Annotated in this window: 11 protein-coding genes; 7 read left to right on the forward strand and 4 right to left on the reverse strand. The window is 73.2% G+C overall.

Translation table 11 applies throughout. The annotated features are described in order from the left end of the window. Positions 1-15: 15 nt before the first annotated feature. Entirely contained in the window at positions 16-2901 is a 2886-nt protein-coding gene (locus ACIRVK_RS13225) for an AAA family ATPase (protein ID WP_404246284.1), read from the reverse strand. 269 nt (positions 2902-3170) lie between these two features. On the opposite strand from ACIRVK_RS13225, the gene ACIRVK_RS13230 reads away from it, so the two are divergent. The 3 genes from ACIRVK_RS13230 to ACIRVK_RS13240 all read left to right on the forward strand — a co-directional run bounded on the left by ACIRVK_RS13230 (position 3171) and on the right by ACIRVK_RS13240 (position 6700). Further along, positions 3171-3839, forward strand: a complete 669-nt coding sequence (locus tag ACIRVK_RS13230; protein ID WP_404246286.1) for a LuxR C-terminal-related transcriptional regulator — start codon at positions 3171-3173, stop codon at positions 3837-3839. A 153-nt stretch (positions 3840-3992) separates the two neighbouring features. Then, positions 3993-4664 carry a DUF4255 domain-containing protein gene (locus ACIRVK_RS13235; RefSeq protein ID WP_404246288.1) on the forward strand — a complete coding sequence of 224 codons (672 nt, stop codon included), beginning with the start codon at positions 3993-3995 and terminating at the stop codon, positions 4662-4664. Beyond that, positions 4661-6700, forward strand: a complete 2040-nt coding sequence (locus tag ACIRVK_RS13240) for an AAA family ATPase (RefSeq protein WP_404246290.1) — start codon at positions 4661-4663, stop codon at positions 6698-6700. The genes ACIRVK_RS13235 and ACIRVK_RS13240 overlap by 4 nt, the downstream gene beginning before the upstream one ends. Positions 6701-6716: 16 nt before the next feature. Here the strand turns inward: ACIRVK_RS13240 and ACIRVK_RS13245 are convergent, their stop codons facing one another. The 3 genes from ACIRVK_RS13245 to ACIRVK_RS13255 are packed head-to-tail and all read right to left on the reverse strand — an operon-like array spanning position 6717 to position 10664. Beyond that, the gene (locus ACIRVK_RS13245) at positions 6717-8090 is read right to left on the reverse strand and encodes a ricin-type beta-trefoil lectin domain protein (RefSeq protein WP_404246291.1); all 1374 of its coding nucleotides are present in this window, start codon (positions 8088-8090) and stop codon (positions 6717-6719) included. A gap of 4 nt (positions 8091-8094) precedes the next feature. Continuing rightward, positions 8095-9513, reverse strand: coding sequence for a hydrolase (locus ACIRVK_RS13250; protein ID WP_404246293.1), 1419 nt, complete (start codon positions 9511-9513; stop codon positions 8095-8097). 8 nt (positions 9514-9521) lie between these two features. Beyond that, a complete protein-coding gene (locus tag ACIRVK_RS13255) occupies positions 9522-10664 on the reverse strand; it encodes a DUF4157 domain-containing protein (protein WP_404246295.1) in 1143 nt (380 codons plus the stop codon). 239 nt (positions 10665-10903) lie between these two features. Between ACIRVK_RS13255 and ACIRVK_RS13260 the strand changes: the two genes are divergently transcribed. The 4 genes from ACIRVK_RS13260 to ACIRVK_RS13275 all read left to right on the forward strand — a co-directional run bounded on the left by ACIRVK_RS13260 (position 10904) and on the right by ACIRVK_RS13275 (position 13674). Continuing rightward, positions 10904-12496 (forward strand): phage tail sheath subtilisin-like domain-containing protein, encoded by a 1593-nt coding sequence (locus ACIRVK_RS13260; RefSeq protein ID WP_404246297.1) that lies wholly within the window; start codon positions 10904-10906, stop codon positions 12494-12496. A gap of 73 nt (positions 12497-12569) precedes the next feature. Further along, positions 12570-13013 (forward strand): phage tail protein, encoded by a 444-nt coding sequence (locus ACIRVK_RS13265; RefSeq protein ID WP_132856017.1) that lies wholly within the window; start codon positions 12570-12572, stop codon positions 13011-13013. After that, positions 13013-13519 (forward strand): hypothetical protein, encoded by a 507-nt coding sequence (locus ACIRVK_RS13270; protein ID WP_404246299.1) that lies wholly within the window; start codon positions 13013-13015, stop codon positions 13517-13519. The genes ACIRVK_RS13265 and ACIRVK_RS13270 overlap by 1 nt, the downstream gene beginning before the upstream one ends. Then, the gene (locus tag ACIRVK_RS13275; protein ID WP_165955043.1) at positions 13516-13674 is read left to right on the forward strand and encodes a DUF6760 family protein; all 159 of its coding nucleotides are present in this window, start codon (positions 13516-13518) and stop codon (positions 13672-13674) included. Before ACIRVK_RS13270 ends, ACIRVK_RS13275 begins: the two co-directional genes overlap by 4 nt. The last annotated feature ends 1709 nt before the right edge of the window (positions 13675-15383 follow it).

Genomic DNA, 15383 nt, shown 5'->3' on the forward strand with positions numbered 1-15383 from the left:
CCGGCCGTAAAGCCCTCAGTCCGCGTCCAGCGCCGCCTTCAGTTCGCCCCGCCGGCGGATGCCCAACTTCTTGTAGGCGCTGGTGAGATGGGTCTCCACGGTGCGGCGGGCGAGGTGGAGCAGTCCGGCGATCTCCGTGTTCGTGCGGCCGTCGGCGGCGAGCCGGGCGATGCGCAGCTCGCTGTCGGTGAGGGAGCCGGAGCCGGTGCGGGCGAGGGCCGGCCGGCGGGCGCCGCCCTCGCGCAGGGCCTCCTCGGCGAGCGAGCGGAGCCGTAGAGCGCCCAGCCGTTCCGCCCGTTCGGCGGCCTCGCGCAGACACTCCCGGGCCCGCCCGCGCTCCCCGGCCGCGGTCAGCAGCCGGCCCTGCGCGAGCAGCGCGGCCGTCAGCTCCGGTTCCGTCGCGGCGGGGGCGTCCCGCAGCAGGCGTACCGCCTCCTCGGCCAGCTCCAGGCCCCGGCGGCCGCCGGTGACCGTGGCGAGGGTACGCAGGGCGCGGCCCACCGTGCGGTGCGTGCCCCACTCCCGGGCCAGCCGCAGCTCCTCCTCGGCCAGAGCGAGGGCCTCGCGGGGGTCGCCGAGGGCGGACCAGCACTCGGCGGCGGCCGAGCGCCACGGGGTGACGACCGGGCTGACCACCTCGCGCGCCGACTGACGGCGGCCGCACTCCAGGAAGTCGTGCAGGGCGCCAGCCGGGTCGCCGGCGGCGGCGCGCTGCACACCGCGCGCGTACAGGAAGCGGTTCAGTTCCCAGCTGTCCGGCGCCTCGCGCAGGTCGAAGCCGTCCGCAAGGCGCCGCGCCTCGATGGTGCGGCCGGTGTCCACGAGGGCCAGCAGGATGTGGGCGTGCGCGTTGGACGGACCGGTGTCGGGCAGCAGCGGCGGCTCGTCCGGGAGCCGTCCGAACTGGCCGCGGGCTGCGGCGATGTCGTCGCGGGTGTTGAGCAGCGCCTGGTGCATCGGGTGCAGCAGTCCGGGCCGCTGACCGGCGAGTCCCCGCTCGACCAAGCGGTCCGCCTCGTCGAGTTCGTCGGCCCACTGGGCGACCGCGGCGGCCGTACCCAGCAGGAAGGGCTCGGTCAGCGGGTCGGACGGCTCGGCGAGCAGCGCGCGCACCCGGCGCATCGCCTCGGCCGCCGAGGTGAGCCCGGCGGTGGCCGCGTACCGCACGAGCAGTGCCCGGGTGGCGGGGCCGAGCAGCTCCGGGGTGTGCTCGGCGGTGTCGCACAGCTCCCGGTACACCTCGCGGCGGACCGTCTGGTCCTGGTCGGACAGCAGGGCGGCCGCGCTCTGCAGGGTGGCGGCCAGGGTCGCGGCGGGCAGCGTCTGCTCGGTGCGGGGCTGGGTCCGGCCGGGCGTCGCCGTGCGCGGGGCCGGATCGGGCTCGTCGGCGAGCTGTTCACCGACCGAGCGCAGCATGTCCACGGCCGCCCTCGGCTTGCCGCGCCCGGCCAGCGCGGTGCCGAGGGCGATGGCCGCGCGCACCCGGTCCTGCGGGGTCCCCGGCAGCCGCAGCGCCTCGGTGAGGCGGGGGATGCCGGCCGAGGACGTGCGGCCCGCGACCTCCAGCGAGCCGAGTTCGGTCAGCAGCCGTTGCCTGCGGGTGTCGGGCAGCGGCTCGTCCAGGGCGCGGCGCAGGAACGCCACGGCGTCCTCGGCGCGGTCGTCACGCAGGGCGAGCGAGGCGGCGTCCTGGAGCACCGACGAGGCCCAGGGGGCGTGCACCGGCTCTGACAGGAGCAGTTGCCGGGCCACGGGCTCGGTGGGGGCGCCGCGGTGCAGCATCGTCTCGGCGGCCGTGCGGTGCGCGGCCCGCCGCCGGGCCACGGGCACACCGGTGAGCACCGCGTCCCGCAGCAGCGGGTGGGCGTAACGGGGGCGGTCGAGCTCGTCCGGGCGCAGCAGGCCCAGCCCCGTCATCGCGGTGAGCCAGCCCGCGACCCGCGCCGGATCGGCACCGGCCAGCTCGGCGAGGAGCGCGCCGAGCCGGTCAGGGACGCGGTCGAGCGGGGGGCCCGTCAGGCCCCGGGCCGCGTCGGGGCCCGGGGGCAGACGGCCGGTTCCGGCTCCCTTCTGGTCCCATCCCTCGTCGAGTACGGCGAGGGCACGCGCCACCTCCGCCGTGCCCGGCCCTGCGCTGTCCAGCCACCAGGAGACGGACGCCTGGTACTCCCCCGGGTACAGCGCCGCGCAGGTCGCCGGGACGGCTTCGGGCCTGCCGGACGCGGCGAGGTCGTCGAGCAGGGCCCGCAGCAGCAGGGGGCTGCCGGCCCCGGCCCGGACGCAGTCGCCGGTCCAGGAGGCGTCGGCGTCCGGGAACCGCGCCCGCACCAGGCCGGCCGCCGAGTCGGGAGTGAGCGGGGCGAGGGTGTGGGTGCGGACCAGGGCGGGCGAGAGGGTGTGGGTGAATCCGGGCGCGGGCGGGTCGACGTCGTACTGGCTGCGTTCGGTGACCGCCAGCAGGATCGGCAGCGGTAATCGGTCCAGGTGCCGGGCGGTCTCCACCAGCCAGCGGTACGAGGGCGGGTCGGCGAGGTGGACGTCGTCCACGGCGACCAGCAGCGGCGACTGGTCGGCGTACGCGTCCAGCGTCCGGCGCAGTACGGCACCCAGCTCGCGCTCGCTGCCGGTCGCGTCGAACTCCGTCAGCGGTCCCAGGAGTTGGAGCGCTGCGGCGAAGGGCACCGCCGCGTCGGCGGGGGCACAGCGGGCGCGCAGCACCCGCATGCCGTGCCCGGCGGCGGACTCGGCGGCCGCCTCCAGCACGGTGGTCCGCCCGGTCCCGGTGGCGCCACGCAGCAGCACCAGACCGCCCGCGCCGGTGCGGGCGCGCGCGGCGGCGTCCGCCAACAGCGCGGCGGCCGCCCGGTGTTCGCCCGGCTGCTCACTGTGCGCCACGGCCATCCCTGCCTCCTTGGTCGGACCCGACGTGTCCCGCAGTCGAGGACGGCCCTCGTACCGCGGCGGTGACGTGACAAGTCCCACGGCGGCCGGAACCCGCCCCCGCGGAACCGGACGGCCGGCGGCCGTCGTGGTAGTCGTGCGGGCGATCTCGTGGTGCTGCTCGTGGTGCTCCACGATTGTGTTCGTCCCACCCGTCACACGAGTGTGGGAAGCGCACGCCTGTCACCGACCCCACAGAGGTGGCGTGCACGTGAACATGGGGGAGACGCTTGCTCAGCTCACCGCGGACCGCACGCTCCGGTACGGCCGACGCGCCCGAGCGGATACCCGTGACGGTGCACGCCGCCGACCCGATCCTGCGCGAGGGGGCGGTCGGACAACTGCGCCCGTACCCCGAGATCGACCTGCGGGAGGAGTCCGCCTCCGGCCCCGGCACGGTCGCGCTGCTGGTCGACGACGTGCTCGACGAGACCGCGCTGGCCCGGCTGCGCCGGGTGGTGCGCAGCGAGGGCGCGCGTGCGGTGCTCGTGGTCAGCACCCTGCGGGAGACCGAACTGCTCGACGTGATCGAGTGCGGGGTCGGGGCGATCGTGTGGCGGCACGAGGCCACCTCGACCCGGCTGGTGCAGGCCGTGCTCGCCGCGGCGCGCGGCGACGGCGACCTGCCCGCCGACCTGCTCGGACGGCTCATCAGCCAGGTGGGGACCCTGCACCGCAGTGCCGCCGGGCGGCCCGGCGGGCCGTCCTCGGGGCTGACCCCGCGCGAGGTCGACGTGCTGCGTCTGGTCGCCGAGGGCCTCGACACCGGAGAGATCGCCGGCAAGCTGTCCTACTCCGAACGCACGGTCAAGAACGTGATCCATGGGCTCACCACCCGGCTGCATCTGCGCAACCGGGCGCACGCGGTCGCGCATGCCCTGCGGGAAGGCTACATCTGACCGAACGGGCACCCCGCTCCGCCCCCTTGGGCAGCGGAGTGCGCCCGCGTGCCGTCCCCCGCGTGCCTGCGCGGACGGCCGGGCCGCGGGGCAGGATCGGGTACGGCGGCGGGTTTCGTGCGGTGCGGGGCATCGCGGGGCGGGAGCAAGACGGTGATCCACGAGGTGGACGAGGTCCTCAAGGGCCTCCTGGGCGGCGGCGCGTTGACCGGCTCCGGGATCGACGTCGCCTTCGACGCCCCGACCCGCGACTGGGCGGCCCGGCGCAACTCGCCCACGATCAACGCGTACTTGTACGACATCCGGGAGGACGTGGCCCGCCGCCAGCGGGGACATGTCCCGGTGCACGACGACCGGGACGTGGTCATCAAGCGCCGCCAGCCGCCGCGCTGGTTCCGGCTGTCGTACCTGGTCACCGCCTGGACGAAGCAGCCGCAGGACGAACACCGGCTGCTGTCCGCGGTGTTGGCCACGCTGATCCCGCGCGAGTTGATCGGACCGCAGGAACTCCCGGGCGCATTGGGCGAGTTGGGTCTGACGATCCCGGTGTCGGTGGCCGGCATCCAGACCGAGTCGCGTTCGCTGGCGGAGATCTGGTCCGCGCTCGGCGGCGAACTCAAGCCGTCCCTCGACCTCGTGGTCACCGCCCCCTTCCCGGCCTACCCGGAGTACGACGCCGGCCCGCCCGTCACCGAGGGCGCCGCGGTCCGCGTCCGCACCCTGGCCGACCCCCCGGTCACCGACGAACGCGCCCACCGCCCGGCCCAGGTGGCCGCGGCCCGGGAGGCGCGAGCGGCGGCCCGCGGCACGGGCCGGACGCCGTGACCACGCACACCCCGCTCCACCCGTCCCACGACCCGAGCGGGACCGACCCCGTCGCCGCGCTCGTGGCCCGCCTGCGGGGGCTGCGCGAGCGGGTCGCCCTGCTCGTGGAGCAGCGGTCCCTCGATGACCCGACGGCCACCGATCCGCTACGGGGGCTGTATCTGTCCGAGGAGGCGGTACGGCATCTGCTGCGGCCCGTCGAGCCCGTGCGGCTCCCCCTCCCCGGTCCCGACGAGCAGCCGTACGACCGGCTGGCCGAACTGTCCGCGCGGCTCGGGCTGACCGAACTCGACGCGGCGCTGCTGCTCATCGCTCTCGCCCCCGACCTGGACCGCGCCTTCGAGCCGCTGTACGGCTACCTCAACGACGACGTCAGCAGGCGCCGCGCCACCGTCGCGCTGGCCCTGGACCTGGTCGGCGTACCCGCCCACTCACCGGAGGGACGGGGACGCTTCCACCCGGCCGCACCCCTCGCCGCGCTCGGCCTGCTCACGGTCGAGGAACCCGAGCGCCCCTTCCTCAGCCGCTCGTTGCGCGTCCCGGACCGCCTCGCGGCCCACCTCCTGGGCGACGACACCCCCGACGCGGGGCTCGCGCCGTTCCTGCACGCCCTTCCCGAGCGACCGGGGCCCGCGGTCCCGCCGTCCGAGGACGTCACCGACGGCGACTCGGCCCGTTTCGTCCAGCGTCTCGCCGCACGCCTCGCCGACGGTTCCCCGCTCACCGTCTACCTTCGTGAGCGCCGTGAGGGCGACGGGCTCGCCTGCGCGGCCGCCGCCCTGCGGACCGCCGGTGTGCCCGCGCTGCGTTTCTCCGGTCCCGAGGACCGGGTCCCCGACCTGCTGCGGGAGGCCAGGCTCGGCGGACAGGCGGTGGTGGTCACCGGGCTTCCCGACCAACCGGCCGCACTGATAAGGGCGTTGGCGGCCGCAGCCGACGTGCCGGTGCTGATCAGCGCCCCCCGCCCCTACGATCCCCACTGGTGCGACCACGACCCCCTCGTGCTGGACGTGCCCGAGCAGCACACCGGCGCGCCGGCCGCCTGGACGGCCGCGCTCGGCACGGCAGGCGCCCCGGACTTCGATCTCGCGGCCACCGTCGCCCCGTACCATCTCCCCGGCGACCGCATCGCCCGCGCGGCGCACGCGGCGCTCGGGCTGGCCCGCTTCGACGGCACCCCGCTGGCCCCCGCGCATCTGCGCCTGGCCGCCCGCCAGCAGTCCGCCTCCGGCCTCGAGCAGCACGCCCGCCGGATCCGCCCCGCCGTCGACTGGACCGACCTCGTCCTGCCCGAGCGCCCGCTGACCCAGTTGCGCGAACTCGCCCTGCGCGCCCGCCACCGCGACCGCGTCCTCGGCGACTGGCGGCTGAGTGCGGGCGGCGGCCGGGGCCGCGGCGTCCTCGGGCTGTTCGCGGGCGAGTCCGGCACCGGGAAGACGCTCAGCGCGGAGGTCGTCGCCGCCGAACTCGGCCTCGACCTGTACGTCGTGCAGCTCTCGTCCGTCGTCGACAAGTACGTCGGCGAGACCGAGAAGAACCTCGAACGCATCTTCACCGAGGCCGACCGCACGGACGCCGTGCTGCTCTTCGACGAGGCCGACGCCGTCTTCGGCAGGCGCTCCGAGGTCAAGGACTCGCACGACCGGTACGCCAACATGGAGAGCGCCTACCTGCTCCAGCGGCTGGAGTCCTTCGACGGGATCGCCCTGCTCACCACCAACCTGCGGGCCAACATCGACGAGGCGTTCACCCGCCGCCTGGACCTGGTGGTCGACTTCCCGTTCCCGGACGCCGAGCAGCGGCTGGCCCTGTGGCGGCACAGTCTGTCCCACGTGCCGTGCGCCGACGACATCGAAGTCGGGCCGGTGGCAGGCGACTTCGAGCTGGCGGGCGGTTCCATCCGCAGCGCCGTGGTGACGGCCGCGTACCTCGCCGCCGGGCGCGGCGACCTGGTCGGCGCGGCCGACCTGCTGGAGGGCGCCCGGCGCGAGTACCGCAAGGCCGGCCGGCTGGTGCCGGGCGAGGGCGCCTGGTAGGGGCTGCCCTCGCCGGTCAGTTCGTCACGTGCCACTTCTGGTTGGGGGTGCCCGCGCAGGACCACAGCTGCAGCTTGGTGCCGTTGCCGGTGCCGTTGTCCTTGGCGTCCACGCACTTGTTGGCCTGCGGGTTGACGAGGTCGCCCTGCTGGCTCAGCACGAACTGCTGGGCCGGGTTGCCGCTGCACCGTGCGAGCTGGATGTGCGCCCCGTCGTCCTTGGAGCCCCACGCCACGTCCATGCACATCCCGACCGAGCGCACGGTGCCGTCACCGCGGAAGTCCCACTTCTGGTTGGCGCTCCCGGCGCAGTCCCACAGTTGCAGCTGGGTGCCGTCCTTGCCGACGCCGTTCTGCGCGTCGGTGACGTCGATGCAACGGTTCGAGGCGTTGCCGATGATCAGCTGACCCGGGACCGGGGCGCTGGACTGCTGGGGCGGGGCCTTCGGGGACCCGCCCCCGGACTGCTTGCCACCGCCGGTGGAGGCCCCACCGGACCCCTTCGACGTCTCCGAGCCACCGGTCCCCTCGGACGGGCCGCCCTGCACGGGCGTGGTCACCGGCGGAGCCGCGGGAGTGAGAGCCGGTGTGAGCGTGGGCGTCGGGGCGAGGGTGGCGCCGGCTTCGGCGGTCTTCTCGGTGGCTGAGGAGTTGACGGCGGGTTTGTAGGCGATCCACAGCATCACGAAGGTGATCGCCAGGGCCAGGAACAGCCCGAAGAAGGTCGCCAGCCAGCGCGGCAGGAAACCCCGCTGCAGGTAAGTGCCCTCCACGGGAAGCGGGTTGGTGCCCGAACGCATGACGTTCAGCGTGTACGGGTGCTGCTCCTTGCTGCCGAACCAGATGATCCGCCGCGGCTTGAGCGTCGTGCGCACGAACGCCGCCCGACCCGGCTCGATCTGCACATTGGACGGATGAATGTCGTAGGAGAGCTGGTCCCCGTTGTCACTGCCCCCCACCGACGCCGTCAGCTTCGTATTGCCCAGATTGTCGATCGCCAGCCTCGGCCGCCCCCGAAACCGCCCCTTCACCGTCGGCGGCACCAGCTCCGCCCGCACTTCCGTGAACGGCGTGATCGTCACGTTCCCCTCGGGAACCGTCGTCGCCTCCGGATGCTCCGTCGGCGTGATCCGCACCGCATACGGATTCGGCCCCGCCACCGCATCCGGCGTACGCGGCGGAGCAAACGTCAAATCCACCGTCCCCGTCGTCCCCGGATACAACCGCAAGGTCGGCGGCTGCACCGTCGCCCACGGCGCGAGAGACCCCACCGGCTCGAAACGATACTCATCCACCACGTCACCCGTGTTGCGCAACCGCAACCGCACCGACGCAACTCCACCCGGATCCACCGTCACCGACGCGGGCTCGAGAGAGGTCCAGAGAGTCATCCGCTCACACCGTCAGCTTGATCGCTTCGACGAAACGCGAGTTGTCGAAGTGGCCGGCCGTGTTGAGGTCTCCCCGCGCGTTGTTGCAGACCTGGCTGTCCCAGGGCTGGCCGCTGATCTTGACCACGTTGCAGAGCTGACCGGTGCCGACGTTCCAGACGAAGGTCACCAGGTACGGGGAGCTGTCCTTCGTGCCGCCGATGTAGTTGTCCTTGCCGTCGGCGATGACGGCCGTCCAGCTGGGCAGCCAGTTGCCCTGGCCGTTGGTCGACTGGGGGTTGTAGACCATGGCGGTGCCCGCGGAACCCTGGACGCCGTACACCGCGACGTTGAGGGCCGTGATCGCCTGGCCCTTGTCGACCGTGCCGGCGACGGTGCCGTCGCACACCGGCTTCTGCCAGCCGTCGCCCTGGACGTAGGCGCGGTAGCAGACGTGCCGCCCGCCGGGGTCGTTCTTCGCGAGCCGGTTGACGGCGGTCGCCGCCGTGTCCGGCTTCGGCTTGGACGTCTTCGGGGCTCCGCCGCCTCCGCCGGATCCGCCCGCCCCGGCGGTGGCGCCGGTGTTGGCGGCCGGCGGTGCGCTGCTCGCGGGAGGGGGCGCCGGCACCACGGGCGCCGCGGTCGCGGACGGGCTGGGGGCGAGGGTGGCGCCGGCTTCGGCGGTCTTCTCGGTGGCTGAGGAGTTGACGGCGGGTTTGTAGGCGATCCACAGCATCACGAAGGTGATCGCCAGGGCCAGGAACAGCCCGAAGAAGGTCGCCAGCCAGCGCGGCAGGAAACCCCGCTGCAGGTAAGTGCCCTCCACGGGAAGCGGGTTGGTGCCCGAACGCATGACGTTCAGCGTGTACGGGTGCTGCTCCTTGCTGCCGAACCAGATGATCCGCCGCGGCTTGAGCGTCGTGCGCACGAACGCCGCCCGACCCGGCTCGATCTGCACATTGGACGGATGAATGTCGTAGGAGAGCTGGTCCCCGTTGTCACTGCCCCCCACCGACGCCGTCAGCTTCGTATTGCCCAGATTGTCGATCGCCAGCCTCGGCCGCCCCCGAAACCGCCCCTTCACCGTCGGCGGCACCAGCTCCGCCCGCACTTCCGTGAACGGCGTGATCGTCACGTTCCCCTCGGGAACCGTCGTCGCCTCCGGATGCTCCGTCGGCGTGATCCGCACCGCATACGGATTCGGCCCCGCCACCGCATCCGGCGTACGCGGCGGAGCAAACGTCAAATCCACCGTCCCCGTCGTCCCCGGATACAACCGCAAGGTCGGCGGCTGCACCGTCGCCCACGGCGCGAGAGACCCCACCGGCTCGAAACGATACTCATCCACCACGTCACCCGTGTTGCGCAACCGCAACCGCACCGACGCAACTCCACCCGGATCCACCGTCACCGACGCGGGCTCCAGGGAGGTCCAAAGGGTCATCTGGCTGATCAGACCTTCTCGTTGTGGACGATCCAGGACTCGCCGTACAGCTCCTTGCCCTGCGGGTCGTACACCGTGGTGGTGCAGATCAGCAGGACGGGGATCTTGTTGGCGTAGCTGGCGTCGATGTCCGCCGCGACGTTCGCCGGCGCGCCGAGCGCGGCGCCCGACACCGGGCTGCTGTAGTCAGCCCTGACCTCGTACTCGACAATGTTGCCCTTTTTGAGCTCGTCCTTGACGTTGTACTCGGCCGAGTGCAGGTGACGTGAGTTGCCCGTCCTGGTCAGGGGGGTCAGGTTGGTCATGGTGTTGCCGGGGCCGCCGATGTTGTCGTTCAGGAGATGGCCCTGGACCATCTGGGCGGTGAACCACTGCGCGGTCGGGGTGTTGCCGGTCGGCCACCACGGCGGCTTCACCGACGGGCCGCTGCCCTTGCCCAGCTGCCCGGGGTGCAGCTCCGCCTTCATGACGGTGCCCGACCCGGCGTGCAGCGGACCGTACGTCACGTAGTGCCGGCCGGTGTACGCCCGCTGGATCACGCCCGTCGCCGGTGCCGGGGCGGCGGACTGCGCGCCCTGCGGGGCCCGCTGGACGGGCACGGGGCCGGACATCACCCGGCGGGCGTTCGCCTCGGCCTCCCGCTCCGCCCAGTCGGAGGGATCGGAGACGCGCATGCCGGAGCCGTTGTCCGTGCCGGGGACGGACCCCCGGCTCTGCTGGATGACATGCGTCAACTCGTGGGCCAGCGTGGGCTTGTCACGGCCGTCCCACACCACGTGGGTGCCGGACGTGTAGGCCCGCGCGCCGATCTCGGCGGCGGAACGCTGGGCCGCCGAGTCGGTGTGCACGCGCACCGCGCTGAAGTCGGCGCCGCCGTAGCGCGCCTCCATCTCCGTGCGCAGGCCGGTGTCCAGGGGCCGGCCCGGGGAGCGCAGCACCTGATGGACGGCGGAGCGCTGCACGGACGGGCCGCCGTGGCCGCAGCCGGCGTCGTGCTCGTGCCGTTCCTCGTCGACCGCGCGGGAGACGGCCGCGTTGCCCGCCCGGCGCTGGAGGGCGAGCAGGCGCTCGGCGGGTGTGGCGGGGCCGGCCGGTCTGCGGGTCGCGTCCTTCCGGTCGGTCGGCCTCTCCCGCGCTGCCTGTTCGCGCATGCTGCTCCCTCGCTTCGGGCACTGACGTCCCAGCGTTACCCGAGGGGCCGGGGGCCGGGGAGAGACGCGAGGGCAGCCGTACGGGCAGGACGGACGGACAGGCGGGCACACGGGGACGCTCGACTGCCCTTGAGGGCAAACGAGTTGCCCCCGGGCAGGCACCGGAGGCCGTTTCCGGGTCGTCCCGCGCGCGTGAGGCTGGGACGTGTTCGTGTCTCGTACCCCGAGGAGAGCAGAGCATGCCGTCCTACCTGTCGCCCGGCGTCTACGTCGAGGAGGTGGCCAGCGGCTCGCGCCCCATCGAAGGGGTGGGCACGTCGGTCGCGGCCTTCGTGGGGCTCGCCCCGACCGGCCCGCTCAACGAGCCGACGCTGGTGACCAACTGGAGCCAGTACGTCGCGAGCTTCGGTGAGTTCACCGACGGGTACTACCTCGCGCACTCCGTCTACGGCTTCTTCCAGAACGGCGGTTCGGCCGCGTACGTCGTCCGGGTCGGCGGCTCCGCCGAGGACGCCGCCGCGAACGCCGGCGCCCCCGCCGCCGTGACCGGCTCCGCCGCCCGCGCCGAACTGCCGGCCGGTGAGCCCAAGCAGCTCGGCACGTTCAGCGTGACCGCGATCGCCTCCGGCAGCAACGGCTCGCTGAGCGTCGAGGTCGCCGACCCCGAGGGCGAGGGTCCGGCCGAGCGGTTCAAGCTGATCGTCAAGGACGGCGACAAGGCCGTCGAGAGCTTCGACGTGACCGCCAAGAAGGGCGGCCGCAACTACGTCGTCACACAGGTGAAGGAGCGCTCGAAGCTCATCACCGTGACCGAGGCCGCTCCCGCCGCACAGCTGGTGCGCCCGGACAACCAGACGGTGGCCCTCGCGGCCCCGGCGCCCGCCCCGGCCGTTCCGGACAGGGCCGTCGAGAACGGCTCGCACCCCGGGCCCGCCCAGTACCTCGGCGACTCCGCCGACCGTACCGGCTTCGGCGGTCTGGAGGCCGTGGACGAGGTCTCCATGGTCGCCGTGCCCGACCTGATGGCCGCCTACCAGCGCGGGGCGATCGACCTGGAGGCCGTCAAGGCGGTCCAGCTGGGTCTGATCGCGCACTGCGAGCTGATGGGCGACCGCGTCGCCGTGATCGACCCGCCGCCGGGCCTGAACGCCCGTCAGATCCGGGTCTGGCGGCAGGAGACGGCCGGCTACGACTCCAAGTACGCGGCCCTGTACTACCCCTGGATCAAGACCTTCGACCCGTCCAGCGGCACCTCCCGGCTGATCCCGCCGAGCGGTCACGTGGCCGGTATCTGGGCCCGCAACGACTCCGAGCGCGGGGTGCACAAGGCGCCCGCCAACGAGGTCGTCCGCGGCGCTGTGGACCTGGAGATCCAGATCACCCGCGGTGAGCAGGACCTGCTCAACCCGATCGGTGTCAACTGCATCCGCGCCTTCCCCGGCCGCGGCATCCGCGTCTGGGGAGCCCGCACCCTGTCCTCCGACCCGGCCTGGCGCTACCTGAACATCCGCCGCTACTTCAACTACCTGGAGGAGTCGATCCTGATCGGCACCCAGTGGGTGGTGTTCGAACCGAACGACCACGCCCTGTGGGCCCGGATCCGGCGCAACATCTCGGCGTTCCTGGTCAACGAGTGGCGCAGCGGCGCCCTGTTCGGCCAGCGGCCCGAGGAGGCGTACTACGTCAAGTGCGACGAGGAGACCAACCCTCCGGAGTCGGTCGACGTCGGCCGGGTCGTCTGCGAGATCGGCATCGCACCGGTCAAGCCGGCCGAGTTCGTGATCTTCCGGCTGGCCCAGTTCTCCAGCGGCAGCGGGGAGTTGGAGGAGTAGGCCCGGACGCCTTCCTCCGCACGTACCCCCCTGCGCCCCTTTCGAGACCTTCTAGAAGGACAGCGAAGACACCATGAGTCTCCAGCCGGGTGACGCCCTCACCTCACACAATTTCGGCCTGCAGATCGACGGCGTGATGGTCGAGTACCTCGCCGAGGTCAGCGGTCTGAGCATCGAGCAGGACGTCATCACCTACCAGCAGAACACCCCGAACGGCCAGAACGTGGTCAAGAACCTGCCGGGTGTGAAGAAGAACGGGACCTGCACGGTCGTCCGCGGTATGACCCAGTCGGCCTCGTTCACACAGTGGATCAACGAGTCGATCAGCGGCCAGATGACGACGGCCCGCAAGAACGCGTCGATCATCATGATGGACTTCCAGAACAACCCGGTGAAGCGCTACCACCTGCGCAACGCCTGGTGCAACAAGATCGACGCGAGCACGGTGAAGGCGGGCGAGGCGTCCGCGCTCACCGAGACCGTGACCATCGCGTTCGAAGAACTGGTCATCGAGTAATGCGGCGTTCGGCTGTCAGGGCCGGCGCCGCCGTCACGTACTCCGGCGCGGACGCGGCTCAGGCGGAGGCGGAGCTGCCAGGCCCGGAGGCGACACCGGCCCCGGCGGCCCCTGCCCCCGTGCAGCAACAGCAGCCCCTGCGCACGGAGTTCCCCTTCCAGCTCCCGCGCGGCTACGTCGACGAGTCGGGCACCGTCCACCGGGACGGCGTGATGCGCCTGTCGACGGCCCGGGACGAACTGGTGCCGCTGCGGGACGTACGCGTCCAGGAGAACCCGGCGTACCTGTCGGTGGTGCTGCTGGGCCGGGTGATCACCCGGCTCGGCACGCTCCCCCTCGTCCACGACGGGATCGTGGAGAACATGTTCGCCTCCGACCTGGCGTTCCTGCAGGACTTCTACCGCCAGATCAACGCGGAGGGGCACACGCGGGCGGGCGTCCGGTGTCCGCACTGCTCGGAACCCTTCGAGGTGGAACTCGGCGGGAGCCGCCTGGGGGAATCGTGACGTACGCGACCGACCGGCTGCACGAGGAGATCGCGTACGTCGCCTACCACTTCCACTGGAGCATGGACGAGATCCTGGACCTGGAGCACCACGACCGCCGCCGCTTCACGGACGAGATCGCGTCCCTGGTGACACGGGCCGGGGCGGAGGGCTGAGCGGTGGGTTTCCTGGACCGGATGAGGAAGCGGGCCGAGGGCGCGGGCGCGCCTGACGGCGGGGTTGGTGCGGAGGTCGCGGGGGTTTTGCCCACCACGGGTACACAGGCGCGGCCGGTCGTGCCCGCGTCCTGGCCAGGGCTGCCCCCGATCCAGCGGGCCGTGGTCTCCGGGCGGGCCGAGGTCGCGGACGCCCGGTTCGGCGGGCGGCTGCCGACCTGGCAGAACCCGTCGTTCACGAGCACGGCCTCCCCCACGGTGCTGGACGGCCGGACGAGCGCGATGCTCGGCGGCGACGCACCGCGTACGGCCGTGGGCCGCCCCGTGACGGGCCTCGAACGCCACGCCGGCGTCCTGCCCCTGGCCGACCCGGTCTCGGGGGTGCAGCACGCACCGGCGATACCGCTGCGGGTGCTTCCGGCGCGGGAGATCAGTGGCGGGGGGTCGGGTTCGGCCTCGGGGGCGCTTCCGACGCGGGAGTCCGGTACCAGGAGGCGGGGTTCGGCCTCGGGATCGATTCCGGTGGTGGGTGGCGTACCGGTCCCGGTGGGGGACGGGGCGTCGGCGCCTGTCACCGGCGGCGCGGCCGCTTCGCCGGGGCCTGTGCAGCGGGCCGTCGCTTCGGCGGGGCCGGTGCCGCTCGCTCCTGCGACGGCGACGCCTTCCGTGCCGGTGCGGACAGCGGCGGATGCTCCTGTGGGGTCGCCGAGTCCTGCCGCGGGGCCTCGGGTGACCCCCGTGGGGACCGGGTCTGCGTCATCGCGGCCGCCGTCCCTCACGAGGGCGCAGCTTCCGAACGCGGCCGTGCAGCGCCGGACGCTGCCCGTGGCACCGCGGCGGACTTCCACGACCCCGAGCGATGCGAGCCCGTCGGTGCCGACGACAACCGAGCCCGACCGGGCGGGTGTTCGCCCGATGGAGCCCTCGGCTTCGGTCGAGACGGCCTCCGACGGAGGCGGCGCGGGGACGACGAGCGGTGACCTTTCGGTACAGAGGTCGTCCATCGGGCGGGGCGTTTCGGTGTCTTCGGGCGGCTCTGATGGCGGGGCGAGTGCCGAGCCGGGTGATGTCATGCGGGGTTCCGTTGCCTCCTCCGTGCCGTCCGTGGCTCAGCGGGCGTCCGGCAGTAGCCCGGCAGCACCTGCCGTCCAGCGCCGTACGGCCACCGAATCCGGCCGTCCGCGGTCGTCCTCGCCGAGCGACGGGGGCAGGGGTACGGCATCTCCGGCGCCGTCCGCCCTCCACCGGACGCCGGCCCAGGAGACAACGGCACCCTCGGCCGCCCGACCGACGGCTCCCAACACACGCCAGGACGCCGACTCCTCTCCGGTTGCTCCTACCGACACACCTCCGGTCGTGCCCCCGATCGCCGTACAGCGAGCGGCATCCGGCATGCCAACGGCTCCCTCCAGCACGGGCGCCCGCGCCACCACGCCGACGCCGAGCGAGCCCGTGCCTGCAGTAAAGCCAACGGTGCCGTCCCCGAACAGCGCCCCGACGCTTCCCCAGGTCGGCGACACGCCGCCGGCAGTACAGCGCGCGGCACAGCGACGCGCCTCCGCCCCGGAGGAGGTCCCCACGCCCGCCCCGACCGGGGCCCCAACTGCCGCTTCCCCAGCACAGCCGATGACCAACTCCGCCTCGCCTCGGGCGGCTTCCGTCGGCGCACCCCTTCAGCACGCGGAAGCGGGCCCGACGGCTGCCGCATC

It is taken from the genome of Streptomyces sp. NPDC101152 (assembly GCF_044768275.1).
In the GTDB taxonomy this organism is placed as follows: Bacteria; Actinomycetota; Actinomycetes; order Streptomycetales; family Streptomycetaceae; genus Streptomyces.

Coding starts and splice junctions, on each gene's coding strand:
- ACIRVK_RS13255 (WP_404246295.1), bottom strand. CDS start 10,664: ATGCGCGAACAGGCAGCGCGGGAGAGGCCGACCGACCGGAAGGACGCG.
- ACIRVK_RS13260 (WP_404246297.1), top strand. CDS start 10,904: ATGCCGTCCTACCTGTCGCCCGGCGTCTACGTCGAGGAGGTGGCCAGC.
- ACIRVK_RS13245 (WP_404246291.1), bottom strand. CDS start 8,090: ATGACTCTCTGGACCTCTCTCGAGCCCGCGTCGGTGACGGTGGATCCG.
- ACIRVK_RS13270 (WP_404246299.1), top strand. CDS start 13,013: ATGCGGCGTTCGGCTGTCAGGGCCGGCGCCGCCGTCACGTACTCCGGC.
- ACIRVK_RS13265 (WP_132856017.1), top strand. CDS start 12,570: ATGAGTCTCCAGCCGGGTGACGCCCTCACCTCACACAATTTCGGCCTG.
- ACIRVK_RS13250 (WP_404246293.1), bottom strand. CDS start 9,513: ATGACCCTTTGGACCTCCCTGGAGCCCGCGTCGGTGACGGTGGATCCG.
- ACIRVK_RS13225 (WP_404246284.1), bottom strand. CDS start 2,901: ATGGCCGTGGCGCACAGTGAGCAGCCGGGCGAACACCGGGCGGCCGCC.